The organism is Allobrachymonas denitrificans DSM 15123, assembly GCF_900110225.1.
In the GTDB taxonomy this organism is placed as follows: Bacteria; Pseudomonadota; Gammaproteobacteria; order Burkholderiales; family Burkholderiaceae_C; genus Brachymonas; species Brachymonas denitrificans.
Genome location: NZ_FOCW01000009.1, coordinates 1 through 24,691, shown reverse-complemented (window position 1 = coordinate 24,691; position 24,691 = coordinate 1). Strand labels below are relative to the sequence as shown.

At 63.7% G+C, this 24,691-nt stretch carries 26 protein-coding genes; 17 read left to right on the top strand and 9 right to left on the bottom strand.

Going from position 1 to position 24,691, the window contains the following annotated elements; all coding sequences use genetic code 11:
• Positions 1-14: 14 nt before the first annotated feature.
• The 4 genes from murA (at position 15) to BMW28_RS11180 (ending at position 3,857) form a co-directional block, all read left to right on the top strand.
• Positions 15-1,298 carry a UDP-N-acetylglucosamine 1-carboxyvinyltransferase gene (murA, locus tag BMW28_RS11195; protein WP_091817980.1) on the top strand — a complete coding sequence of 428 codons (1,284 nt, stop codon included), beginning with the start codon at positions 15-17 and terminating at the stop codon, positions 1,296-1,298.
• Entirely contained in the window at positions 1,295-1,960 is a 666-nt protein-coding gene (hisG, locus tag BMW28_RS11190; protein ID WP_091817978.1) for an ATP phosphoribosyltransferase, read from the top strand. Before murA ends, hisG begins: the two co-directional genes overlap by 4 nt.
• A gap of 4 nt (positions 1,961-1,964) precedes the next feature.
• On the top strand, positions 1,965-3,287 hold the full coding sequence (hisD, locus tag BMW28_RS11185; protein WP_091817976.1) for a histidinol dehydrogenase: 1,323 nt from the start codon (positions 1,965-1,967) through the stop codon (positions 3,285-3,287).
• 135 nt (positions 3,288-3,422) lie between these two features.
• Positions 3,423-3,857: a hypothetical protein gene (locus tag BMW28_RS11180; RefSeq protein WP_091818047.1), complete on the top strand. Its 435-nt coding sequence runs from the start codon at positions 3,423-3,425 to the stop codon at positions 3,855-3,857.
• Positions 3,858-4,060: 203 nt separating this feature from the next.
• Here the strand turns inward: BMW28_RS11180 and BMW28_RS11175 are convergent, their stop codons facing one another.
• Positions 4,061-4,615, bottom strand: a complete 555-nt coding sequence (locus tag BMW28_RS11175; RefSeq protein WP_091817974.1) for a superoxide dismutase family protein — start codon at positions 4,613-4,615, stop codon at positions 4,061-4,063.
• 158 nt (positions 4,616-4,773) lie between these two features.
• Positions 4,774-5,856 (bottom strand): histidinol-phosphate transaminase, encoded by a 1,083-nt coding sequence (hisC, locus tag BMW28_RS11170; protein WP_091817972.1) that lies wholly within the window; start codon positions 5,854-5,856, stop codon positions 4,774-4,776.
• 288 nt (positions 5,857-6,144) lie between these two features.
• Between hisC and hisB the strand changes: the two genes are divergently transcribed.
• The 6 genes from hisB (at position 6,145) to BMW28_RS11140 (ending at position 12,258) form a co-directional block, all read left to right on the top strand.
• Entirely contained in the window at positions 6,145-6,756 is a 612-nt protein-coding gene (hisB, locus tag BMW28_RS11165) for an imidazoleglycerol-phosphate dehydratase HisB (protein WP_091818045.1), read from the top strand.
• Positions 6,756-7,403, top strand: coding sequence for an imidazole glycerol phosphate synthase subunit HisH (gene hisH, locus BMW28_RS11160; RefSeq protein ID WP_091817970.1), 648 nt, complete (start codon positions 6,756-6,758; stop codon positions 7,401-7,403). The genes hisB and hisH overlap by 1 nt, the downstream gene beginning before the upstream one ends.
• A 31-nt stretch (positions 7,404-7,434) precedes the next feature.
• Entirely contained in the window at positions 7,435-8,184 is a 750-nt protein-coding gene (gene hisA, locus BMW28_RS11155; protein ID WP_091817967.1) for a 1-(5-phosphoribosyl)-5-[(5-phosphoribosylamino)methylideneamino]imidazole-4-carboxamide isomerase, read from the top strand.
• Between the two features lie 37 nt (positions 8,185-8,221).
• The gene (locus BMW28_RS11150; RefSeq protein WP_200785790.1) at positions 8,222-9,121 is read left to right on the top strand and encodes a D-hexose-6-phosphate mutarotase; all 900 of its coding nucleotides are present in this window, start codon (positions 8,222-8,224) and stop codon (positions 9,119-9,121) included.
• A gap of 68 nt (positions 9,122-9,189) precedes the next feature.
• Entirely contained in the window at positions 9,190-11,814 is a 2,625-nt protein-coding gene (locus tag BMW28_RS11145; RefSeq protein ID WP_091817965.1) for an ABC transporter permease, read from the top strand.
• A gap of 21 nt (positions 11,815-11,835) precedes the next feature.
• On the top strand, positions 11,836-12,258 hold the full coding sequence (locus tag BMW28_RS11140; RefSeq protein WP_091817963.1) for a group II truncated hemoglobin: 423 nt from the start codon (positions 11,836-11,838) through the stop codon (positions 12,256-12,258).
• 71 nt (positions 12,259-12,329) lie between these two features.
• Here the strand turns inward: BMW28_RS11140 and BMW28_RS11135 are convergent, their stop codons facing one another.
• Positions 12,330-12,995 carry a Smr/MutS family protein gene (locus BMW28_RS11135; protein ID WP_091817962.1) on the bottom strand — a complete coding sequence of 222 codons (666 nt, stop codon included), beginning with the start codon at positions 12,993-12,995 and terminating at the stop codon, positions 12,330-12,332.
• 8 nt (positions 12,996-13,003) lie between these two features.
• Positions 13,004-13,450 (bottom strand): RNA-binding S4 domain-containing protein, encoded by a 447-nt coding sequence (locus BMW28_RS11130; RefSeq protein WP_091817960.1) that lies wholly within the window; start codon positions 13,448-13,450, stop codon positions 13,004-13,006.
• A gap of 267 nt (positions 13,451-13,717) precedes the next feature.
• Between BMW28_RS11130 and BMW28_RS11125 the strand changes: the two genes are divergently transcribed.
• Positions 13,718-14,821 carry a patatin-like phospholipase family protein gene (locus tag BMW28_RS11125; protein WP_091817958.1) on the top strand — a complete coding sequence of 368 codons (1,104 nt, stop codon included), beginning with the start codon at positions 13,718-13,720 and terminating at the stop codon, positions 14,819-14,821.
• 9 nt (positions 14,822-14,830) lie between these two features.
• Here the strand turns inward: BMW28_RS11125 and ppsR are convergent, their stop codons facing one another.
• Complete coding sequence (ppsR, locus tag BMW28_RS11120) at positions 14,831-15,661, bottom strand: posphoenolpyruvate synthetase regulatory kinase/phosphorylase PpsR (protein WP_091817955.1); 831 nt, start codon at positions 15,659-15,661, stop codon at positions 14,831-14,833.
• Positions 15,662-15,726: 65 nt separating this feature from the next.
• Positions 15,727-16,314, bottom strand: coding sequence for a hypothetical protein (locus BMW28_RS11115; RefSeq protein ID WP_091817953.1), 588 nt, complete (start codon positions 16,312-16,314; stop codon positions 15,727-15,729).
• Between the two features lie 119 nt (positions 16,315-16,433).
• Here BMW28_RS11115 and clpB point away from each other — a divergent pair, with 119 nt between their 5' ends.
• Complete coding sequence (gene clpB, locus BMW28_RS11110; protein ID WP_091817949.1) at positions 16,434-19,031, top strand: ATP-dependent chaperone ClpB; 2,598 nt, start codon at positions 16,434-16,436, stop codon at positions 19,029-19,031.
• A 188-nt stretch (positions 19,032-19,219) separates the two neighbouring features.
• Positions 19,220-19,792, top strand: a complete 573-nt coding sequence (locus BMW28_RS11105) for a Spy/CpxP family protein refolding chaperone (RefSeq protein ID WP_159430753.1) — start codon at positions 19,220-19,222, stop codon at positions 19,790-19,792.
• A 103-nt stretch (positions 19,793-19,895) separates the two neighbouring features.
• Here the strand turns inward: BMW28_RS11105 and BMW28_RS11100 are convergent, their stop codons facing one another.
• Positions 19,896-20,195, bottom strand: a complete 300-nt coding sequence (locus tag BMW28_RS11100) for an SWIB/MDM2 domain-containing protein (RefSeq protein WP_091817944.1) — start codon at positions 20,193-20,195, stop codon at positions 19,896-19,898.
• Positions 20,196-20,452: 257 nt separating this feature from the next.
• Between BMW28_RS11100 and rraA the strand changes: the two genes are divergently transcribed.
• On the top strand, positions 20,453-20,953 hold the full coding sequence (gene rraA / locus BMW28_RS11095; RefSeq protein WP_091818043.1) for a ribonuclease E activity regulator RraA: 501 nt from the start codon (positions 20,453-20,455) through the stop codon (positions 20,951-20,953).
• A gap of 5 nt (positions 20,954-20,958) precedes the next feature.
• On the opposite strand, the gene BMW28_RS11090 is transcribed toward rraA, so the two are convergent.
• Positions 20,959-21,885, bottom strand: a complete 927-nt coding sequence (locus BMW28_RS11090) for a DMT family transporter (protein WP_091817942.1) — start codon at positions 21,883-21,885, stop codon at positions 20,959-20,961.
• Between the two features lie 10 nt (positions 21,886-21,895).
• On the opposite strand from BMW28_RS11090, the gene BMW28_RS12820 reads away from it, so the two are divergent.
• Both BMW28_RS12820 and aceA read left to right on the top strand, forming a co-directional pair.
• Entirely contained in the window at positions 21,896-22,147 is a 252-nt protein-coding gene (locus BMW28_RS12820; protein WP_143280595.1) for a hypothetical protein, read from the top strand.
• 229 nt (positions 22,148-22,376) lie between these two features.
• Positions 22,377-23,693 (top strand): isocitrate lyase, encoded by a 1,317-nt coding sequence (gene aceA, locus BMW28_RS11085; RefSeq protein ID WP_091817939.1) that lies wholly within the window; start codon positions 22,377-22,379, stop codon positions 23,691-23,693.
• A gap of 106 nt (positions 23,694-23,799) precedes the next feature.
• Here the strand turns inward: aceA and BMW28_RS11080 are convergent, their stop codons facing one another.
• Complete coding sequence (locus tag BMW28_RS11080; RefSeq protein ID WP_143280594.1) at positions 23,800-24,492, bottom strand: integron integrase; 693 nt, start codon at positions 24,490-24,492, stop codon at positions 23,800-23,802.
• On the opposite strand from BMW28_RS11080, the gene BMW28_RS11075 reads away from it, so the two are divergent.
• The coding region (locus tag BMW28_RS11075) for a transposase (RefSeq protein ID WP_143280593.1) at positions 24,427-24,691 on the top strand (265 nt) is incomplete at its 3' end. The genes BMW28_RS11080 and BMW28_RS11075 overlap by 66 nt on opposite strands.

Genomic DNA, 24,691 nt, shown 5'->3' with positions numbered 1-24,691 from the left:
AGAAGATCCAGACCATGGACAAACTCCTGATCCGCGGCGGCAAGCCCCTGCACGGCGAAATCGCCATCTCCGGTGCCAAGAATGCGGCACTGCCCGAAATGTGTGCAGCCCTGCTCACGGCCGATCCTGTCAAGCTGACCAACGTACCGCGCTTGCGCGACGTGAGCACCATGCGCAAGCTGCTGGCCAACATGGGTGTGGCCATCGAACTGCATGGCGAGCGCGGCGGCATCACCTTCGAGGCGCGTGACCCTGTCAATCCGGAAGCACCGTACGAACTGGTCAAGACCATGCGCGCCTCGGTGCTGGCCCTGGGCCCGCTGCTGGCACGTACCGGCCGCGCCAAGGTGTCGCTGCCGGGTGGTTGCGCCATTGGCGCGCGTCCGGTGGAGCAGCACATCAAGGGCCTGCAGGCCATGGGTGCCATCATCGACGTGGAGCACGGCTACATGGTGGCGCGTCTGCCCGAAGGCCGCACGCGCCTGAAGGGTGCCCGCATCACGACCGACATGATCACCGTGACCGGTACCGAGAACTTCCTGATGGCGGCGACGCTGGCAGAAGGCACGACCATCCTCGAGAACGCGGCGCAGGAGCCGGAGATTCCCGATCTGGCCGAGATGCTGATCAAGATGGGCGCGAAGATCACGGGCCACGGCACCAGCCGCATCGTGATCGAAGGCGTTGAAAAACTGCACGGCTGCGAGCATGCCGTGGTGGCGGACCGCATCGAATGCGGCACCTTCCTGTGCGCCGTGGCGGCCACGGGCGGCGACGTACTGCTGCACAACGGCCGTGGTGACCATCTGGATGCCGTGATCGACAAACTGTGCGAAGCCGGCGTGGACATTACCAGGGAAGGTGACGGCCTGCGTGTGCGCGCTGCCGGCCCGGCCTGGAACCACCTGAAGGCGCAGAGCTTCCGCACTACCGAATACCCCGGCTTCCCGACCGACATGCAGGCCCAGTTCATGGCGCTCAACGCCATCAGCCAGGGCAGCAGCATGGTGACCGAGACGATTTTCGAGAACCGTTTCATGCACGTCAGCGAACTGTCACGTCTGGGTGCGAACATCCAGATCGATGGCAAGAACGCCATGGTGGAAGGCGTGGACAAGCTGTCCGGCGCCACCGTGATGGCGACCGACCTGCGCGCCTCTGCCGGTCTGGTGATCGCCGGCCTGGTGGCCGAAGGTGAAACCACGGTGGACCGCATCTATCACCTGGACCGCGGCTACGACCAGATGGAAGTCAAGCTGCGTGCGCTGGGCGCCGATATTGAACGGGTGGGCGAATGATTACGCTGGCTCTCTCCAAGGGACGCATTTTCGATGAAACCCTGCCGCTGCTGGCGGCGGCCGAGATCGAGGTGCTCGAGAATCCGGAAAAATCCCGCAAGCTGATCCTGCCGACCAACAAGCCCGATGTGCGTGTGGTGCTGGTGCGTGCGACCGATGTGCCGACCTATGTGCAGTACGGTGGCGCCGATCTTGGCGTGGTGGGCAAGGACACCCTGATCGAGCATTGTGCCGAGTGGGGCGAAACCAGCCTGTACCAGCCGCTGGACCTGCAGATTGCCCGCTGTCGCATGAGCGTGGCCGTGCCGGCCGACTTCGATTACGCTGGCAAGGTGCGCCAGGGTGCGCGCCTGCGCGTGGCCACCAAGTACGTGAACATTGCCCGCGAGTTCTTCGCCGCCAAGGGCGTGCACGTGGACATCATCAAGCTCTACGGCAGCATGGAACTGGCGCCGCTGACCGGCATGGCCGATGCCATCGTCGATCTGGTGAGCACCGGCGGCACGCTCAAGGCCAACAACCTGGTGGAAGTCGAGCACATCATGCCGATCAGTTCGCGCCTGGTGGTGAACCAGGCCGCGCTCAAGCTCAAGCAGCAGCCGATCCGCCACCTGATCGATACCTTTGCCAAGGCCGTGAAAAAGCCGGAAGTTGTAGACTGAAAGAATGAGCATCCTGCAAGCCAAACCCCTTCGCCTGTCCACCTCCCAGCCTGATTTCGAGGCCGCCTTCCAGGCGCGTCTGCACTGGAGCGCGGATACCGATGCCGAGATCGAGCAGCGTGTGGCCGACATCCTGGCCGACGTGCAGCAGCGTGGCGATGCCGCGGTGCTGGAATACACGGCGCGTTTCGATGGCCTGCAGGTGGGCGGCATGGCCGAACTGGAGCTGAAGCAGGATGAACTGAAGGCGGCTTTCGACAGTCTGCCCGAGGTGCAGAAACAGGCGCTGCAGGCTGCGTCGGCCCGGGTGCGCAGCTACCACGAGGCGCAGAAGCGTGCCAGCGGACAGAGCTGGAGCTATCGCGACGCGGACGGCACGCTGCTGGGCCAGAAGGTCACGCCGCTGGACCGCGTGGGCATCTATGTGCCGGGTGGCAAGGCGGCCTATCCGTCCTCCGTGCTGATGAACGCGATTCCGGCGCATGTGGCAGGCGTGGAAGACATCATCATGGTGGTGCCGACGCCGCGCGGCGAACGCAACGCACTGGTGCTGGCCGCGGCCTATGTGGCGGGTGTTTCGCGGGCCTTCACCATTGGCGGCGCGCAGGCGGTGGCCGCACTGGCCTATGGCACGGACACCATCCCCAAGGTGGACAAGATCACCGGGCCCGGCAACGCCTATGTGGCCAGCGCCAAGCGCCGCGTGTTCGGCACCGTGGGCATCGACATGATTGCCGGTCCGAGCGAGATTCTGGTGCTGGCCGATGGCAGCACGCCGGCCGAATGGGTGGCCATGGATTTGTTCAGCCAGGCCGAGCACGATGAACTGGCGCAGTCCATCCTGCTGTGCCCGGATGCGGCCTATATCGACGAGGTGCAGGCCGCCATTGATCGCCTCTTGCCGGAAATGCCGCGCGCCGAGATCATCTCCAAGAGCCTGAACGGCCGTGGTGCGCTGATCCAGACGGCCAGCATGGAAGAGGCCTGTGCCATCAGCAACCGCATCGCGCCCGAGCACCTGGAGGTCAGCAGCCGCGAACCGCACCGCTGGGAACCGCTGCTCAAGCACGCAGGCGCGATCTTCCTCGGCGCCTACACCAGCGAGAGCCTGGGTGACTACTGCGCCGGGCCCAACCACGTGCTGCCGACCAGCGGCACAGCTCGCTTCAGTTCGCCGCTGGGCGTGTACGATTTCCAGAAGCGCAGCAGCATCATCAAGGTGAGCGAGCAGGGCGCGCAGGAACTGGGTCGCATTGCCAGCGTGCTGGCACATGGCGAGGGACTGCAGGGCCACGCGCGTGCTGCAGAGATGCGCCTGAAGGACTGAGCCGCGTGTCCCCGGCTTGGATGGGCTTGGCGGTATTGGGTGGGCTCATAAGGCTGGGCCCCACGTATACCGGTAAGTGAGACGAAGCTGCCCAGCGTGATGCGTGGCGCGCCGAATTTGACCCAGGAGGTTCCGATGGAAGCCAGCATCCGCGCATTCTTCAGCCGATATCAGGATTTCTTCCGCCAGGGCCTGAAGGGCGAAGCCGACATGGAACAGGTCGCTTCTTCCTATGCGGTCGCCTTTGTTGCGGCTTCACCGGCGGGCGTGAGCGTCGGGCAGAACGATGGACAGCTGCAGCAGGTCATGCTGCAGGGATTCGAGCGTTATCGCCAGAGCGGGACGAAAGACATGCTGCTGCGGGATGTCCGCGTGCATCCTATCGACCCGCTACATTGCCTGGCGCATGTAGCTTGGACCGCGGTCTATGGTCGGGACGCTGCTCCGGATGTGTCGATCGACTTCGAGGTTCATTACCTGGTGCAGCAGCTCGAAGGTGCCGAGCCCAGGATCTTCGGCTGGATTTCGGGTGACGAAGAGGCGCTGCTACGGGAGCGTGGCATCCTCTGACGCACGGCAGACGCACGGCAGACGCACGGCAGACGCACGGCAGACGCACGGCAGACGCACGGCAGACGCACGGCAGACGCACGGCAGACGCAATGCAGACGGGCCGGCCGCCACTCCAATGAGCAGAAACACAAAGACCAGCCGAAGCTGGTCTTTTCTCATCCGCGTCTGCCGACAGGCGCAAACCTGTCAGCCACAGCCGATCAGTTGGAAACGACGATGCCGCAACCGATGCGCGCACCGGCATTGCCAGCCGGCTGTGCCGTCACGTCGTCATCCTTCTCGTGCACGATCACGGCCTTGCCGACGATGCTGTTGGCGCCACTCAGGGCCAGGCTGGTGCTGGTGAAGTCGACCGTGGCCACACCCTTGGAGTCGGCGTACAGCGGGGGCATGTCGCCCACGTGGTGTTCGCCAACGCCATGTGCGCCGTGTTGCTTGGCCGTGGGGTTGAAGTGACCGCCGGCCGCATTGCCCTTGTCGGCGCAGGAGCCTTTTTCGTGCACGTGGAAGCCGTGCCAGGACTTGGGAGCCAGGCCGTTGATGACACCGCTCACCACCACGGCATCGCCGCGCTGCACGAATTTGAGGTCGCCCTTGACCTGGCTGCTGGCGTCGGTCGGGGCAATCTGGGCGGTGATGCCGGAGGGCTTCTTCTCGGCCGGCTTGGCGGCGGGCTTGCTGGTGTTGGCAGCGCAGCCGGCGAGGGCGGCAGCCAGCAGCAGGGACAGGGCAGGAGCGATCACGGATTTGGACATTCTGGGTTTCCCTTGGGTTGTGTTGACGGAACTGGCAACAGGTCCGAACCCTGCCTGTCCGGGGCAAGAAACCCATCCGGATGCATGCTGGTGGCCTGATGGCAGGCCAATATAGCAGGCGATCATGACAGGATTGTCATAATCGCAGGCGCCCGGAATCAGGCCGTTTCCTGGCCGAGAATGTCCACCAGCGCCTGTACCAGCGCCGCGGATTGCGCGTCGGTGCCGATGGAGATGCGCAGGAAGTTGTCGATGCGCGGCTTGCTGAAATGACGCACGATGATGGAGCGCTCGCGCAGCGCCTTGGCCAGTTCGGCACCGCCGCGCACGACGTGCCGCGCAAAGATGAAGTTGGCGGCAGACGGCAGCACCTCGAAGCCCAGCGCATGCAGGTGCGTGACCAGCGTCTCGCGCGTGGCGATGACCTTGGCACAGCTGTTTCGGAAGTGGGCGTCGTCCTCCACCGAGGCCACGGCGGCTGCCTGGGCCAGACGATCCAGCGGGTAGGAGTTGAAGCTGTTCTTCACGCGCTCCAGCGCCTCGATCAGGCCGGCATCGCCAATCGCGTAGCCCACGCGCAGGCCGGCCAGCGAGCGGCTCTTGGAGAAGGTGTGCACCACCAGCACGTTCGGGTACTTGTTGACCAGCGCCATGGCGCTTTCGCCGCCGAAATCCACATAGGCCTCATCCACCAGCACCACCGCATCCGGGTTGCCGGCGACGATGCGCTCGACCTCGGCCAGCGGCAGCGGGCTGCCGGTCGGTGCGTTGGGGTTGGCGAAGATGATGGCACCGGCACGCTCGTCGCCGCGCGGCAGGTAGTCATCGGCGCGGATGGCGAAGTTGTCGTCCAGCGGAATCAGCTTGTGCCGGATGCCGTACAGCCCGCAGTAGGTGGGGTAGAAGCTGTAGGTGATGTCGGGGAACCAGAGTGCCTGGTCGTGCTTGAGCAGGGCCATGAAGGCATGGGCCAGCACTTCGTCGGAGCCGTTGCCCACGAATACCTGCCTGGGCTCCACGCCAAAGCGCTGGGCCAGCACGGCCTTGAGCGCATCCGATTCGGGATCGGGATACAGGCGCAGGCTGTCACCGGTGGCGTTGCGGATGGCCTCGAGCGCACGCAGCGAGGGGCCGTAGGGGTTCTCGTTGGTGTTGAGCTTGATCAGATTGTCGAGCTTGGGCTGTTCGCCGGGGACGTAGGGGACGAGGTCGTGGACCAGGGCGCTCCAGTAGCGATTCATGGGGTTCTGCCTGATGATGCGGTGCGGTAAAACATCAATGTTAGCAGGCGACTTGCGCTGGAAGCAGAAGACTGCCCTGTAATGCGACAATAGAGGGTCTGGCTCCTGCACGCGGTGCTTGCGTTGCGGGGCTGCATCACGCCTGTGCGCGACGCTGCTTGCCTGTCCGGCAATCGGCCAAATGCCGGCAAACATTTTTACAATCCCTTGTGACATGCGCCGGCTCCCGTGGCCGGCCGGTCGGGTGTTCCGTTGCGAAAGCCCGGCCGTATGGAGAAACAACACGCCATGACCACACCGATTGCGCCCAGCGCCCGTATTGCCGAGGTTTCGCGCAAGACTGCCGAAACCGACATCACCGTTTCCATCAATCTGGATGGCACCGGCGTGTCAAGCCTCCAGAGCGGCATCGGCTTTTTCGACCACATGCTGGAGCAGATTGCCCGCCATGGTCTGATTGACCTGAACGTGGCCTGCAAGGGGGATCTGCACATCGACGGCCACCATACGGTGGAGGACATCGGCATCACCTTCGGCCAGGCCGTGGCCCGCGCCGTGGGTGACAAGAAGGGCATTCGCCGCTATGGCCATGCCTATGTTCCGCTGGACGAGGCGCTGAGCCGCGTGGTGATCGACCTGTCCGGCCGTCCCGGCCTGACCTACGACATTCCCTTCACCGCCGGCATGATTGGCGCGCTGGATACGCAGCTGGTGTACGAGTTCTTCCAGGGCTTCGTCAACCACGCAGGCGTCACGCTGCACATCGACAACCTGCGCGGCATCAATGCGCACCACCAGTGCGAGACCGTGTTCAAGGCCTTTGGCCGTGCGTTGCGCCAGGCACTGGAACTGGATCCGCGCGCTGCGGGCATGATTCCTTCCACCAAGGGAAGCCTCTGATGGGAAAACCGGTTGTTGCCGTTGTTGATTACGAAATGGGCAACCTGCACTCGGTGGCGCAGGCCATGCTGCATGTGGCCGAAGATCGCTACGAGGTGGTGATTGCGCGCCAGCCCGAGCAGATCCAGCAGGCCGAGCGCGTGGTGCTGCCGGGCCAGGGCGCCATGCGCGACTGCATGCAGCACCTGCGTGACAGCGGCATGATGCAGGCCGTGCTTGAAGCGGCGGCCAACAAGCCGCTGTTCGGCGTGTGCGTGGGCATGCAGATGATGCTGGAGCACAGCGAGGAGGGCGATACGGCGGCGCTGGGACTGTTCCCCGGCGAGGTCAAGCGCTTTCAGCTGGAAGGCCGCACGCAGCCGGACGGCAGCCGCTTCAAGGTGCCGCAGATGGGCTGGAACCAGGTTGCCATCACCCGTCCGCATCCGGTGTGGGAAGGCATTGCCGACAACAGCTGGTTCTATTTCCTGCACAGCTATTTTGCGTCGCCCGCCCATGCCGAGCACAGTGTGGGCGAGGCCGACTACGGTGGCCGCTACACGGCTGCCATTGCGCGCGACAACATCTTCGCGACCCAGTTTCACCCCGAAAAAAGCGCTGACGCCGGTCTGGCGCTGTATCGCAACTTCCTGCACTGGAAGCCCTGATTTTTCCGCATTCTGATTTTCCGAGACCAACATGCTGCTGATTCCTGCCATCGACCTGAAAGACGGCCAATGCGTTCGCCTGCAACAGGGGGACATGAACCGCGTCACCACCTTCAATACCGATCCGGTGGCGCAGGCCGTGCACTGGCTGGAGCAGGGCGCGCGCCGCCTGCACCTGGTTGACCTGAACGGTGCCTTTGCCGGCAAGCCCAAGAACCTGGGCGTGGTGAAGGAAATCCTGCAGGAGCTGGGTGACGAGATCCCGGTGCAACTGGGTGGCGGCATCCGCGATCTGGACACCATCGAGCAGTACATCGACGCCGGCCTGCGCTACGTCATCATTGGTACGGCTGCGGTGAAGAACCCGGGCTTCCTGGCCGATGCCTGCAGCGCCTTCGGCGGCCACATCATCGTGGGCCTGGATGCCAAGGACGGCAAGGTCGCCACCGATGGCTGGAGCAAGCTGACCGGCCACGAAGTGACCGATCTGGCCAAGAAATACGAAGACCTGGGTGTGGACAGCATCATCTACACCGACATCGGCCGCGACGGCATGCTGAGCGGCGTGAACATCGAAGCCACCGTGCGTCTGGCACAGGCCAGCACGATTCCGGTGATTGCCTCGGGCGGCCTGAGCAACATGGACGACATCGAGAAGCTGTGCGCGGTCGAGGATGAAGGCGTGATCGGTGTGATCGCGGGTCGTGCCATCTACAGCGGCGATCTGGATTTTGCGGCAGCGCAGGATCGTGCGGATGCGCTGAACGGCGCGGCGGAGTGATCCGGTTTTGACGGTGCAGATGCCAACTACCTGCAGCATGCTGGGTACGGAGGAGCTATCCCTGCGCAGCCCGGCCATGCGCGGCGCATTGAACCTGCCGGCTGATTATCCGGTGGTGCGTTTGCAGGCGCGCACGGGCGAGCAGGCGGTGGTCTCGCTGTTCGGCGCGCAGGTGCTGTCCTGGACAGATGCCGACGAACGCGAGTTGCTGTACCTGAGCCCGAAGGCCACACTGGATGGCAGTGTGGCCATCCGTGGCGGCATTCCGGTGTGCTGGCCGCAATTCAACCGGCGCGGGCCGCTGGTCAAGCACGGGTTTGCGCGCGTGGTGCCATGGCAGGTGATCGAACAATCAGAATCTGCCGTGACCTTGCGCCTGACACGCGCAGATGTGCCGGAGGGGCTGCTGCAGGATGCCGATGGCGCCATGGCCTGGCTTCATGACTTCGAAGTCGACCTGACGGTGCGGCTGGCATCGGCACGCCTGAATGTGGAGTTGGCGGTGCGCAACACCGGGACAACCGCGTTTGCCTTTACCACTGCATTGCACAGCTATCTGGCTGTGGATGCCATCGACGCATTGGCCATCAGCGGTGCGGAGGGCCAGCGCTACTGGGATGCAGTGGCCGGTGCAGACCCGGAATATCCGGTGCAGCAGGGCGACATCGTTTTCCAGGGTGAGGTGGACAGGGTCTATCCGGCATTACCGCGGGCTACCCTGCAGCAATCCTCGCACTGGCTGCGCGTGTCTCAGCCTGCCAGCATGGAGCAGACGGTGGTGTGGAATCCGGGCGCGGCCCTCTGTGCCACGCTGCACGATCTGCCGGCTGACGGCTATCATCGCTTTGTGTGTGTCGAGGCAGCGCAGATCGATACTCCCGTGCGTCTAGAGCCGGGGCAGGGCTGGCTGGGCGGTCAAACCCTGCAGGTGGCCTGAGCCTCTTTTCCGGGCTCCGGCGTGGGTTGGCGGAGTTCCTTCACAATGGGTGAAACCGTCTACCTCCGATGACAGCTTCTTCCCCTTCGATTTCCTTCTGGCGCCTGGGCTGGCGCACCCTCTGGCGCGATGTGCGTGCCGGCGAATTGCGCATGCTGGTGCTGGCCGTGCTGCTGGCCGTGGCTGCCCTGACTGCGGTGGGGTTCTTTGCGGACCGCCTGAACAATGCCTTGCTGCGTGATGCGGCGCAGATGCTGGGCGGGGATGTGGTGGTTAGCAGCGACCAGCCGACGCCGGCCGCCTTTGTGGAGCGTGCGCAGGCATTGGGGCTGAGCGCGATCCAGACGCAGACCTTCCCGACCATGGCGCGTACCACGCCCGAGAAAGGCGAGGCGGGGCGACTGGTGATGCTCAAGGCCGTGAGTGCCGGCTACCCCTTGCGTGGAACCTTGGGGGTCACCCGTGCCGGTGCTATGCCGACCAGCGGGCAGGCGGCGGCGAGTGGGGCCGTGCGGCAGCAGGGCGCAGGCGCGTTTGCGCTGCAGCCGGAACAGGCGGTCACCGCCGGCCCGGGGCGCGGCGAAATCTGGCCGGAGCCTGCGGTGCTGGACACGCTCGGCCTGCAGATCGGGGACGAACTGATGCTGGGCGAAAGCCGCCTGCGCATCACCGCCGTGCTGACGCGCGAGCCCGACCGCGGCAACAACTTCATCAACTTTGCGCCGCGCGCCATGATGGCGCTGGAGGATCTGCCGGCTACGCAACTGGTGCAGCCAGCCAGCCGCGTGAACTACCGGCTGGCGCTGGTGGGTCCGGCTGGGGCGGTGCGCAGCTACACCACCTGGGCGGAGGCGGAACTGAAGCGGCCGGAGGTGCACGGCATCCGCGTGGAGGCGCTGGAGGGCAACAATCCCCAGATGCAGCAGACGCTCGGGCGTGCCGGCAACTTCCTGAATCTGGTGGCACTGCTGGCGGCGCTGCTGAGTGCGGTGGCAGTGGCGCTGGCGGCACGCGGCTTCGCAGCACGCCATCTGGATGACTGCGCCATGCTGCGCGTGCTGGGCCTGTCACAGCGCAAGATCGCACTGGCCTACACCTTTGAATTTGCCCTGCTCGGACTGCTGGGCAGCGTGCTGGGCCTGTTGCTGGGCTACGTGGTGCACTACGCTTTTGTCTGGCTGTTGGCGGGGCTGGTGCAAACCGACTTGCCGGCTCCCGGGCTGGCACCCTTCGGCCTAGGGCTGGGCGTGGGCATGACGCTGCTGCTGGCCTTCGGCCTGCCGCCGGTATTGCAGCTGGCTGGCACGCCACCCTTGCGGGTGATCCGCCGCGAATTGGGGCAACTGAAGGCTGCGCCGGCTTCGGCCGTGTTGCTGGGCGTGGCCGGCTTTGCTGCCTTGCTGCTGGCTACCAGCCAGGATCTCAAGCTGGGCCTGATTGCCGTCGGCGGCTTTGCCGCAGCCGTGCTGCTCTTCATGCTGCTGGGCTGGCTGGCCGTGGTGCTGCTGCGCGGTTGGCTGCGCCGTGGTCCGAGGCTTCCGCACTGGCTTGCGCTGGCTTGGCGGCAACTGACGGCGCGGCCGGTTTTTGCCATGGTGCAGGTGAGCAGTCTGGCGGTGGGCTTGCTGGCCTTGCTGCTGCTTCTGCTGCTGCGCACCGATCTGGTCGAGGACTGGAAGCGTGCCACGCCGGTGGACGCCCCTGATCGCTTCGTCATCAACATCATGCCGGACCAGGCCGAGGCTTTCCGCAGCACGCTGCAGGAGGCCGGCGTGCGTCAGTACGACTGGTACCCGATGGTGCGTGGACGTCTGGTGGCCGTCAATGGCCGGGCAGTGTCCCCCGAGCAGTTCCAGGAAGACCGCGCACGCCGGCTGGTGGACCGCGAGTTCAACCTCAGCTTCAGCGCGCAGCGTCCGGCGCACAACCCGGTGGTGGCCGGCAGCTGGCGCAACGAGGATGCCGGGGGCCTGAGCATGGAAGAGGGCATCATGGAAACCCTCGGCCTGAAGCTGGGAGACCGCCTTCTGTTCGACATGGGCGGCGTGCAGCGCGAGAACACCATCACTTCGGTGCGCAAGGTGGACTGGACGTCCATGCATGTCAACTTCTTTGCGATGTATCCGGTGTCCTCGCTGGGTGATGAAGTGGCGACTACCTGGATCACCGCCTACCGCACGCCGGCCGGCGCTCCCGGTCAGATCAGCCTGGACAACCGGCTGCTGCAGACCTTTCCCAACATCACGCAGATCGACATGACTTCCACCATCCGCCAGGTGCAGGGTGTGCTGGAACAGGTGATCCGCGCGGTGGAACTGCTGTTCGGCTTCGGGCTGGCTGCAGGTGTGGTGGTGCTGTTCGCCACCGTGAGCGCCACGCGTGAGGAGCGTGCGCGCGAACTGGCCATCATGCGGGCGTTGGGAGCCAGCAACCGCTTGCTTGGGCGTATGCTCACCGCCGAGCTGGCCGGAACCGGCGCCCTGGCCGGACTGCTGGCCGCGCTGGTGGCGCTGGGCCTGGGCTGGGCGCTGGCGCGCTATGTGTTTGAGTTTGACTGGTCGTTGGCCTGGTGGGTGGTGCCTGCCGGAGCGCTGGCCGGGGCCGTGCTGTCGTGGCTGGCAGGCCGCTGGAGCCTGCATGGCCTGCTGAACCGGCCGGTGGTGGCAACGCTGCGTGCGGCCACGACCGAATGATGTTCCTGATGGATTGTGTGCATGTCTGATACCGAAACCCTGACCTCTACTCCCAAGCAACAACCGGCGACCGTGTTCGAGTGGATCGGAGGAGAGCCCGTGTTGCAGCAGCTGGTGGACCGCTTCTACGACCTGATGGAGCTGGAACCGGCCTATGCGGAGCTGCGTGCCGTGCATGGCCCGCAACTGGATCGCGCGCGCCAGCACCTGTTCTGGTTTCTGTGCGGCTGGAGTGGCGGGCCGGATTACTTCGTCGAGCGCTTCGGCCATCCGCGCCTGAAAGCACGGCACCTGCCGTTTTCCATCGGCATCAAGGAGCGGGACCAGTGGGTGGCCTGCATGGATCAGGCCATGGGGGATACGGGCATCGACCCGGCCTTGCACCAGCGGCTCAACCAGAGCTTCTTTGAAACAGCGGACTGGATGCGCAACCGGGCGGGTTGAACCGGCGCGGCGGCGCTAAGGGTTGGTGCTTGTTCAGCCGGCAATGGCTGCAAGCCTCGGCAAACAGCGATTCAACCCTGCATGCCGCTCCGTTCGGGCGCGAGCAGGACGATCAGGGCTCCGGCACCACCCTCCGACGGCTTGGCCTGCACGAAGGCTAGCACTTCCTTCTTCTGGATCAGCCAGCCGTACATCTTGTGCTTGATCACCGAGGTCTTGCCTGGTGAGCCCAGACCCTTGCCGGTGATGATGCGCACGCAGCGCACGCCATGGCGCTGGCACTCGCGGATGAAGGCGCCCAGCGTTTCACGGGCGCCGTCTCGGCGCAGGCCGTGCAGGTCGAGCTGGGCCTGGATGTTCCACTGGCCCTGCCGCAGCTTGCGCACCACATCCGGGCCGACCCCGGGGCGGCGGTAGCTCAGGGTTTCATCGGTTTCCAGCAGGGTGGTGATGTCGAAGGCATCGCTCAGGGCTTCCTTCAGCACGGCCTGATGGTCGCGTTCCCGCTGAACCGGGCGTGGCGCAGCGGGTTCGCCGCGCAGGCTCACGCGTCCCTGATGGTTGCCCGACAACGGCTGCACCTTGCCCACGGCATGCACGAACAGGCGCTGCTCGGCCTGCTGGCGCTGGCGTTCCTCCTGCTCGGCGCGCAGGCGGGCTGCAGCTTCGGCGCGCTGCTGGTCGAGCGTGGCCTTGAGGTGCTTGAGGTCCTGCAGGGAATTGGCGGTCTGTTTCATGGTGGCAATCAATCGTCCAGGCTGGCGCTCCAGCGGTCGCCCCAGGGCCCCTGGTTGTTGGCGCTCCTTGCTTCCTGCAGCTGGCGGCGATCGCGTTTGGTGGGGCGGCCCTGCACGATGCTGTGCGCGGGCTCCGGCGCCAGCCGGCGCTGTTCCGACAGGGCCGCACGCAGGGCCAGGCTTTCGTCGGTCTCCTGGTAGAGCTTCTGTGCTTCGGGTGCGGGGCCGCGGCGGTTGGAGAGGGCGCACACTACCACGGTGCGCGTGGCATATCCCTGGCGCAGGCTGATGCAGTCGCCTGCCTTCACGTCACGGGCCGGCTTGCATTCCTGCTCGTTGACCCGGACCCGCCCCTTGTGGATCTCGTCCACGGCCAGGGCGCGCGTCTTGTAGAAACGGGCAGCCCAGAGCCACTTGTCGATGCGCATGCGGTCGCTGGAAGAAGTGTCTGTCATGTATGTAGCAAGCGTCCTTGGGGGGCGTTAGCGCGTAAACTCTGTCCTTGGCATCCTACTGCACGGTGCGACGGATTCTGCACCCGGCTCACAGGCAGCCTGTTGCATAAACCCTGCACCCGTACTGTCCGGTAGGTCACATCCAAACCGGAAATTTCAAGTCCCCAGCGAACAACGCTCAGGCATTTCATCGTTTTCCCGTAATATGCCTGATTTGCTGCACTGCACAAAATCGTGCCGGCGGCTTACGGACCCAAACAACCGCGCATGTCCCGTACCGAACGCCCATCTTCTTCCGACGGAACCTCCTCCAAGACTGCACAGCCGGCACGCAAGCGCGTGAACCTTGCCCTGCAGGGTGGAGGTGCGCACGGTGCATTCACCTGGGGTGTGCTGGATGCGCTGCTGGAGGATGGCCGACTCGAATTTGAAGGCATCAGCGGTGCCAGTTCCGGCTCTGTCAACGCCGTGGCGCTGGTCGACGGGTTGCTGCGTGGCGACGCCGAAGTGGACAGCTACGAGGCCGCACGCGCCAAGCTGCGCAACGTCTGGAAAGGCGTGATGGCTGCCGGCAGCCTGACAGCGCTGAACGACAACCTGGCCAGCATGGTGCCCTTCCTGTCCATGCTGCCCAACCCCGGCAGCATCCTGGCCAACGCCTTTCAGCAGTTTTCCTCGCCGTACAACTTCAACCCGCTGGACCTGAATCCGCTGCGCGAACTGTTGCGCCGTGAAGTCGACTTCGACGCACTGGCCCGCATGCGCAGGCATCGCCTGTTCCTGTCGGCCACGCACATCAGTTCCGGCAAGGCGGAAGTGTTCACCGGCAAGGAGATCAGCCTGCAGGCGGTGATGGCTTCCTCCTGCCTGCCGCAGGCGTTTCAGGCCGTGGAACTGAACGGTCACAACTACTGGGATGGCGGCTTCGTGGCCAATCCGCCGCTGACACCGCTGATTTCCAAGTGCGAATCGGCCGACATCCTGCTGGTGCAGATTGCGCCGCTCAAGCGTGAGGGGGTGCCGACCAGCCAGACCGACATCACCGACCGCATCAACGAGATCACCTTCAACGCCAACCTGCTGTCGCAGATGCACACCATCGGCTTCGTCAACCGCCTGATCGACGAAGGCAAGCTGCAGGAACCGGAGTTCAAGCGCGTGCTGATGCACCGCATTGACGGCGGCGAGATGATGTCGGGGCTGGACAGCTACAGCAAGATCTCCACCGACACCACCATGCTGAACCGCCTGTTCGAGCATGGCCGCTCGCAGGCCTTTGCCTGGCTCAAGAGAGCCTACCCGCTGGTCGGCAAGAAGGGCAGCATCAATATCGACCGGGATTACTCGGACGACATGGTGATGCACGACTGAGCAGGGCGCTCAGTAGTCGCCGTCCGGCATCACTTCCTGCAGGATGGTGGTGGCGATTTCCTCGATCGACTTGGTGGTGGTGGACAGCCAGCGCACGCCGGCGCGACGCATCATGGCCTCTGCCTCGGCCACCTCGTAGCGGCAGTTTTCCAGGCTGGCATAGCGCGAACCGGGACGGCGCTCGTTGCGGATCTCGCTCAGGCGCTCGGGCTGGATCGTCAGGCCGAACAGCTTGGGCTTGAAGGGCAGCAGCGAGGGCGGCAACTGGCGGCGCTCGAAATCCTCGGGGATGAGGGGGTAGTTGGACACCTTCAGGCCGTACTGCAGGGCCAGGTACAGCGACGTAGGCGTCTTTCCACTGCGACTGACCCCGATCAGGATCACATCCGATTGTTCCAGGCCCTTGTTCATCTGACCATCATCATGCATCAGGCTGAAGTTGATGGCCTCCATGCGGTCGCGGTAGGCCTGGCTCTTGGCCACATCCGAGAAACGGCCTACGCGGTGGTGCGACTTGATGCCAAGTTCGCGTTCCAGCGGATTGACGAAGGTGGCAAACATGTCCATCACCATTGCGCGCGTTTCGGCGTTGAGAATGTGCACCACATCCATGTTCACCAGCGTGGTGAAGACGATGGGGCGCACGCCTTCGTTCTGGGCCACGGTGTTGATCTGCTCGACCGCCTTGCGCGCCTTTTCCAGACTGTCGACAAAGGGCAGGCGCACATAGCGCACCGGCATGTCGAACTGCGCCATGATCGACTTGCCGAAGGTTTCGGCCGTGATGCCGGTGCCGTCGGAAACCAGGAATACAGTGCGGAGATAGGGAGAGTTGGGCATGCGTCGATCCTGCGGGGTACTTTTCCTGCGAGTGTAACGCGCGCAGACCCGTGTGGCCGGTGCCGCTAGTTCAGGTATTTCGGGCGCTCCATCGATTGCAGCACATCGGCATCCGGAGCCGTTGCGGGCTCGCTCGTGGTGGTGACGGAGGGAATATCCCAGCCGGATGCCTGGATGGCATCTTCCAGCAGCTTCATGCTGGCATGGAGCGTTGTCTCGTTCATGCTCCACTTGAGGCGGCATGGCTGGGCATCAGGCGTGGCGGGCTTGTCGAGCAGCTCGATGGCGAACGACGCCTTTGTGGGCTGGCTGTACAGGTTGACCGTGTGCACCAGCATGGTGTTCTCCAGCGAGGCCGCCGCCGCGTACGGTTTGGAAAAATCGGCCTTCTCGTTGGAGGCACTGCCGCGCAGGTCGCTCAGCAGCTGGCGCGTCTTGTCGTCAGCCACTGCCACGCTGGAGGCTGCCGTGCCCTGCGCCGCCTGCAGCTTGGCCACGAAATCGGCCACACTGTTGCGCAGCAGGGGCCAGAGCTTGAGCAGAAGCCGGCGGGTCAGCCACGCGGTTTGTTCGCCGCCTTCGCGGAAGCTGATGCGCAGCAGGATGCGGTCATCGAGTGGTCGGTACTGGATGCTGATCTGATGGACGTGCATGCGCCTATTCTGGTAGGCTTGTGGCGATTGCGCATCAGGGCTTGCCTTCACGGCGACGCGGCTCTTGAAAGCGCAGTTTGCGCACGTATATGCGAGGGCAATGAAGGAGGATTTTCCTGATGCGACTTGACAAACTGACGACCAAATTCCAGGAAGCCCTGGGAGACGCCCAGAGCATTGCCCTGGGCAAGGACCATGCCTATATCGAACCCGCCCACGTACTGCTGGCCATGCTGCGCCAGGAGGACGGCCCGCGCTCGTTGCTGCAACGCGCCGGCGTCAATGTGCAGGGGCTGGCTGCCGCCGTGGAAGGTGCAGTCAACCGCCTGCCGCAGGTGCACGGCCAGGAACAGGTGCAGCCCGGCCCCGATCTGGGCAAGCTGCTGCAGGCCACCGAGAAGGAGGCCATCAAGCGCAATGACCAGTTCATTGCGAGTGAGCTGTTCCTGCTCGCCGTGGCGGATTCGAAAGGTACTATCGGTGACATCGCCCGCGAAAACGGCCTGACGCGCAAGAGCCTGGAAGCGGCCATCGACGCTGTGCGTGGCGGCCAGAGCGTGGATAGCGCCGATGCCGAAGGCCAGCGCGAAGCGCTGAAGAAGTACACACTGGATCTGACCGAGCGTGCCCGCCTGGGCAAGCTCGATCCGGTGATCGGCCGTGACGACGAAATCCGCCGCACCATCCAGGTGCTGCAGCGCCGTACCAAGAACAACCCGGTGCTGATCGGCGAGCCGGGCGTGGGCAAGACGGCTATTGTGGAAGGCCTGGCGCAGCGCATCGTTTCCGGCGAAGTGCCGGACACGCTGCGCAACAAGCGCGTGCTGTCGCTCGACATGGCAGCGCTGCTGGCGGGTGCCAAGTACCGTGGTGACTTCGAGGAACGCCTGAAGACCGTGCTGAACGAGCTGGCCAAGGACGAAGGCCAGACCATTCTGTTCATCGACGAACTCCACACCATGGTGGGCGCCGGCAAGGCCGAGGGCGCCATGGATGCGGGCAATATGCTCAAACCGGCGCTGGCGCGTGGCGAGCTGCATTGCGTGGGTGCCACCACGCTGGACGAATACCGCAAGTACATCGAGAAGGATGCTGCGCTGGAGCGCCGTTTCCAGAAGGTGCTGGTGGGCGAGCCGACCGTGGAGGCGACCATCGCCATCCTGCGCGGTCTGCAGGAAAAGTACGAGGTGCACCATGGCGTGGAAATCACCGACCCGGCCATTGTGGCTGCGGCCGAACTGAGCCACCGCTACATCACCGACCGCTTCCTGCCCGACAAGGCGATCGACCTGATCGACGAGGCTGCGGCCAAGATCAAGCTGGAAATCGACTCCAAGCCGGAGGCGATGGACAAGCTCGACCGCCGCCTGATCCAGCTCAAGATCGAGCGCGAGGCGCTGAACAAGGAAAAGGACGAGGCTTCGCAGAAGCGTCTGGAAATCATCGAGGATGAAATCCAGAGCCTGCAGAAGGAATACGCCGATCTTGAAGAGATCTGGAAATCCGAAAAGGCAGCCGCACAGGGCAGCCAGCAGGTGCGCGAGGAGCTGGACAAGCTCAAGTTCCAGATCGAGGAATCCACCCGCAAGGGCGACTTCAACAAGGTGGCCGAGCTGCAATACGGCAAGCTGCCCGAGCTGGAGCGCCGCCTGAAGGAAGCGCAGGACAAGGAAACTGCCGCCGATGGCCAGGGCAAGGGCAACCAGCTGCTGCGTACGCAGGTGGGCGCCGAAGAGATTGCCGAGGTGGTGAGCCGTGCCACGGGCATTCCGGTGGCTAAGATGATGCAGGGCGAGCGCGAGAAGCTGCTGATGATGGAAGCCAAGCTGCACGAGCGTGTGGTGGGCCAGGAAGAGGCGATTGCAGCCGTGGCCAACGCCATCCGCCGCTCGCGCTCCGGCCTGAGCGATCCGAATCGTCCGGCGGGCTCCTTCCTGTTCCTGGGCCCCACGGGTGTGGGCAAGACCGAGCTGACCAAGGCACTGGCCGGCTTCCTGTTCGACAGCGACGAGCACATGGTGCGCATCGACATGAGCGAGTTCATGGAGAAGCACTCCGTGGCCCGCCTGATCGGCGCGCCTCCGGGCTATGTGGGCTACGAGGAGGGCGGCTATCTGACCGAGGCCGTGCGCCGCAAGCCCTACAGCGTGATCCTGCTGGATGAGGTGGAGAAGGCCCATCCGGACGTGTTCAACGTGCTGCTGCAGGTGCTGGACGATGGCCGCCTGACCGACGGCCAGGGCCGCACCGTGGATTTCAAGAACACCGTGATCGTGATGACCAGCAACATCGGCTCGCCCATCATCCAGGCGATGGTGGGCAGCCCGCAGGAGGAGATCAAGGATGCGGTGTTCGATGAACTGAAGGCGAATTTCCGTCCCGAGTTCCTGAACCGCATCGACGAGATCGTGGTGTTCCACGGCCTGAGCGCGGCGCACATTGCCGACATCGCCAGGATCCAGCTCAAGGTGCTGCAGCAGCGTCTGCACAAGATGGATCTGGAGCTGGATGTGTCGCCCGCTGCGCTGGAGGAGCTGGCCAAGGTTGGTTTCGATCCGGTGTTCGGTGCGCGTCCGCTCAAGCGTGCGATCCAGCAGCGCATCGAGAACCCGCTGTCCAAGGCGCTGCTCGAGGGCAAGTTCCCGCCCAAGAGCACGATCAAGGTCAGCGTGGATCCGGTCAACGCGCCCGGCGAGTTCCGCTTCGAGGCTGCGTGATGTGCTGAAGCGGTGTTACAGCCGGAAGGCCGGGGCAGCAGGGCTGCTCCGGCCTTTTTTGTGTGGCACGCGCAGAGGCATTTGCCTTGCGACGCTTGCATTTTGTTGCAACGCCTCAGCGCGGCGCCGGAACCAGTGGCGGTGGGCTGAATCCATCCTGAAGACAACAACGCAACAGGAGCATGAACATGACCATCCGCTTTCGCAACCCCTTGATCATCGCCGGCGTGGCCGCCGTGCTGACGGCCTGTGCCCAGCCCGGCCAGAAGACCGAGCCTGCAGCTGCCACGACCCAACAGGTGAGCGCCCCCGGCATGCGCAGCGCCGATGCCCGCATGCCCAGAATGCAGCGCATGACGCCCGAGCAACGTCAGGCCTGGTTCCAGCAACGCTTTGTGCGCGAAGCCGAAGTGCTGAAGATCACGCCGGCACAGCGTCCCCAATGGGATGCCTACGTGAAGGCGCATGAGCAGATGCGTGCGAGCAAGCCCATGATGAGTGGCAACCGCGCCGACTGGATGAAGAAGATGCAGGCCATGACGCCTGACCAGCGCGCCCAGCATCAGGCGGACCAGATGAAGGCCCGCGCTGCCGAGATGGAAAAAATGGCAGTGACCATCCGTAATCTGCGCGCCGTGCTGACTGCAGACCAGCGTGCCCGTTTTGACCAGATGCACAGCATGGGTGCCTGGAGGCAGGGTGGCATGCAGAAGCAGCCGGGCCAGCGCATGATGCGCCCGATGATGCAGCCGGCACAGTAAGCGGCATGCGGCCTTCCTGCGGGAAGGCCGGCAACAAAAAACCGACTCCGTGGAGTCGGTTTTTTCATCCCTGGAGCAGGGCGGCCGAAGCCGCCTCAGGCGATCAGGACAGGTGCTTGCCGATCAGGCCGGCCATTTCGAACATGGTGACCTGTTTCTTGCCGAACACCTTGGCCAGCTTGTCGTCGGCGTTGATGTTGCGCTTGTTCTTCTCATCCTGCAGCTTGTTGGCCTTGATGTATTCCCACAGCTTCTTGATGACCTCGGTGCGCGGCAGCGGCTTGCTGCCCACGACGGCACCCAGTTCTGCGCTGGGGGTCAGCGGCTTCATGAAAGCGGCATTGGGTTCACGTTTCTTGGGAGCAGCGGTCTTGTCGGCAGCGGGTTTCTTTGCAGTAGCCATGGTAGTTTGGTCTCTCGCAGTGGAAAAAATGGAGGGGTGCAGTCAGGCAGGGACTGCAGGTCAGACAATCCTAATGGAGATTGTGGCGATTTCACAAGCTCTGCAAGCGAGTTTGTGAAAATTTGCGCGCGGATGGGCAGAGGGTTTACCCGCGACTGCCGCTTTTTGGGCCCGAACGCTGCGCGATGGCGTGCGCAGCGCTTTTCAGGCGACATGGCTTGGGTATCATGCGGCGCATACCGAAAAAGGAGACCCTCATGACCCAGCCCGCTTTTGCCACCTGTGACTTCTGCGATCCGCACCGCGATGGCGTGCCGCCCGGCTTTGCCGTCTTGCCGCCCGTGTTCCGCAACTTCGCTTCCAGCGAGCCGTTCTGCGGCCAGGTTGTGACGGTGCAGTGCTTCGAGGACAACACCACGGTCAAGTCCGTGCTGGAAACCGAGGGCAAGGGTCGCGTGCTGGTAGTGGCGGGTGCCGGATCGCTGCGCACGGCGCTGGTGGGCGGCAATATCGGCCAGCTGGTCGAGAAGAATGGCTGGGCCGGCGTGGTGGTGGATGGCTGCGTGCGTGATGTGCGCGAGCTTGCGCCACTCAAGGTCGGCATCCGTGCGCTGGCATCCATGCCCATGCCGCCCATGAAGCGCCAGCAAGGTCTGGTGGATGTGCCAGTGCATGTGCAGGGCGTGGTGGTGCGTCCCGGTGACTGGCTGTATGCCGATGACGACGGCATCGTGGTGAGTAGCCAGCCCTTGTGCTGATCGCCTCAGCTTGACACCGGCGGCAAGGCCTGCGGGCGGCCGGGCAGGGTAGCCATCAGCACGCCAAAAAGGGCGATCGCCAGCGCCAGGCCCTGCATGGCGTTGAGTGTTTCGCCCAGTGCGATCACTCCCGTGGCTGCCGTGCCGACCGGCAGCATCACCGTGAACACGCCAGCCTGTGATGCCGGAATGGTTTTCAGCCCGGTCATCCACAGCCACACCGTGCCTACGCAGGCCGCCAGCGCATAGAACAGCAGCAGCGTCCAGATGCCGGCAGAAACGGCAGCAAAATCGAATTGCCAGGCGGCATACAGCCCAAGCGGCGTGGACAGCGCCAGACCCCACAGATTGATCAGGGCCGTGATGCGCTTGGGAGATAGCGAGACCGTGAGCAGCTTGCCGATGATGGAGTAGCTGGCCTCGCACACCACGGCGGCAAACAGCAGCGCGTAGCCCAGCCAGGAGGACGACTGCGCCGTGCTGCCTCCCGGCGAAGCATCGCGGCCCAGGGCGAGCAAGGCCACACCCCCCACCGCACACAGTACTGACAGCAAGATGCGCAGGCTCATGCGCTCGCGCAGGATCAGCCAGCCAAGCACGGCCACCACGGCCGGGATCGAGGCCATGATGACGCTGGCTGCGACAGCGGTGGTGAGCCGCATGCCGGCAATCATGCACAGCGTGAACAGGAAGTTGCCGAAAAAGGACTCGAGAAACAGCAGCCAGCGCGTGCGTGACGTGAGCGGTGGTTCGTCTGCCGGCTTGCGTAGCCAGTGCAGCATGGCCGCACCGCCGATGCCGAAACGCAGCCAGGCCAATAGCATCACCGGAAACACCATGGCCAGCGGTTTGGACAGAGCCACATAGCTGCCCACCAGCGACATGCTGGCAGCCAGGCAGAGCAGGGCGAGGGGGCGGGGGATGCTGTGCATGCAGTGCGGAATGCTGGTTCAGATCGGAGATTCGCCATTATCGGCAGGGAAACGGGCCGGCGGCCTGTCGTGCTGGTGTCATCTGCAGCAGGCATGCTGGAGGGAAAAAACGCTGCCGTTCCTCGGGCGCAGTTGCGAGGCGTGGATCGGCAGCCATTTTCTATTTCCGGAAGATGGTTTTACATTGTGGAAAATTGGCGTGGAAAATCGGACTCCGTCTTTTTGCAGAGCGCATAATATTTCCGCATTACGAAATAAATAACGTAAGTGGTTGATTTATAAAGAGCAAAAATAACTCTTATATAAGACATAAGATAGATGACAACTCTTATACAAGACTTATGATAGAGGCCATGCCAGCGAGAAAACGACTGGCGCAGAGAGTGCCTCGAGGCACCATGCAAAGAGACAAGGCAAGGCCCCGCAAGGGCCGAGTCGCAGCCCGGTAGATTGATTCGCTTTAGACACTTTTTCTTTTCTTGGAGAGCACCATGACCCAACTGACCCGCGAACAACAGATCGCCGCCCTGGAAAAAGACTGGGCCGAAAACCCCCGCTGGAAGCTCGTGAAGCGTGGCTACAGCGCCGCTGACGTGGTGCGCCTGCGCGGCAGCCTGCAGCCCGAGTACACGCTGGCCAAGCGCGGCGCCGAAAAGCTGTGGGAAAAGGTCAACGGCGGTGCCAAGAAGGGGTACGTGAACGCCTTCGGCGCCATCACTGCTGGCCAGGCCATGCAGCAGGCCAAGGCCGGTCTGGAAGCCGTGTACCTGTCTGGCTGGCAAGTCGCCGCTGACGGCAACACCTCCGAAACCATGTACCCCGACCAATCGCTGTACGCCTACGACTCCGTGCCGACCATGGTTCGCCGCATCAACAACACCTTCAAGCGTGCTGACGAAATCCAGTGGAGCCGTGGCGTGAACCCCGGTGACGAAGGCTTTGTGGACTACTTCCTGCCGATCGTGGCTGATGCTGAAGCCGGTTTCGGCGGCGTGCTGAACGCCTTCGAACTGATGAAGAACATGATTGCCGCTGGCGCTGCCGGCGTGCACTTCGAAGACCAGCTGGCTGCCGTGAAGAAGTGCGGCCACATGGGCGGCAAGGTGCTGGTTCCTACCCAGGAAGCCATCGAGAAGCTGATCTCTGCCCGTTTCGCAGCCGACGTGATGGGCGTGCCCACCATCGTTCTGGCCCGTACCGATGCTGAAGCAGCCAACCTGCTGACCAGTGACTACGACGCCAACGACAAGCCGTTCCTGACCGGCGAGCGCACGCAGGAAGGTTTCTACCGCGTGAAGAACGGTCTGGAGCAGGCCATCAGCCGTGGCGTTGCCTACGCTCCCTACGCTGACTTGGTGTGGTGCGAAACCGGTACGCCGGATCTGGGCTTTGCCCGTGAATTCGCCCAGGCCGTGCACGCTGCCTGCCCCGGCAAGCTGCTGTCCTACAACTGCTCTCCTTCCTTCAACTGGAAGAAGAACCTGGACGACAAGACGATTGCCGCCTTCCAGGACGAGCTGTCCGCACTGGGCTACAAGTACCAGTTCATCACGCTGGCCGGTATCCACATCAACTGGTACAACACCTTCCAGTTTGCCCACGCTTACGCCCGCGGCGAAGGCATGAAGCACTACACCGAAATGGTGCAGGAGCCGGAATTCAAGGCACGCGAGCAGGGCTACACCTTCGTGTCGCACCAGCAGGAAGTGGGCGCAGGCTACTTCGACGACGTGACCACCGTCATCCAGGGCGGTTCTTCCAGCGTGAAGGCCCTGACCGGTTCCACGGAAGAAGAGCAGTTCCACTAAGCCCTATGGCGTCAGCACCTGCGCCTTGACAGGCGCAGGGCTGTGCCTGACAAGAGGCGCAAGGAGACGAAAGCCACGGCGGGAGCCGTGGCTTTTTTACTGGCTTTTACTGCAGGATATCGAGCGGACTGGAGACTCCGCGGCCGCCCTTGTTGAGCACGTGCGTATAGATCATGGTGGTGGTCACGTCGGCGTGGCCCAGCAGTTCCTGGACGGTGCGGATGTCGTAACCGGCTTGTAGCAGATGCGTGGCAAAGCTGTGCCGTAATGTGTGCGGCGTAGCAGGTTTTGCAAACCCCGCGGCCTGAACTGCGCGCTTGAAAGCCCTTTGCAATTGCTTTTCATCGAGATGATGCCGTCGTACTACCCCGCTGCGCGGGTCTGTGGAAAATCCGGCTGCTACAAAGATGTATTGCCACCCCCATTGGGTGGAGGCGTCTGGATATTTAATGGCCAGAGCATGCGGCAGATGGACGTCTGCCTTGCCGGCAGCCAGATCATCCTGATACAGGGCGCGCCGCCATACAAGATGCTGTTGCAGGGCAGGAGCCAGTGTGCGAGGCAGCATGGTGACGCGATCCTTCCCACCTTTGCCATCGCGAACCAGGATTTCCAGCCGCTCAAAGTCTACGTCTTTGACGCGCAAACGCATGCATTCCATCAGGCGCATGCCGGTGCCATACTGAACCGCCCCGGGTTTGGAGGAGGCCCCAACTCTTGAGAAGATGGAGCCATGAACAAGTCCAACAAGTTTTCCCCGGAAGTGCGCGAGCGCGCTGTGCGCATGGTGCAGGAGCATCGAGCCGAGTACCCTTCGTTGTGGGCAGCTATCGAATCGATTGCGCCGAAGATTGGCTGTGTGCCGCAAACCCTGCACGATTGGGTCAAGAGAGCCGAGATCGACGCTGGCCTGCGTGCGGGTACCACGACCTCGGATGCGCGACGCATCAAGGAACTGGAGCGCGAAGTCAAGGAGCTGCGCCGTGCCAATGAGATCC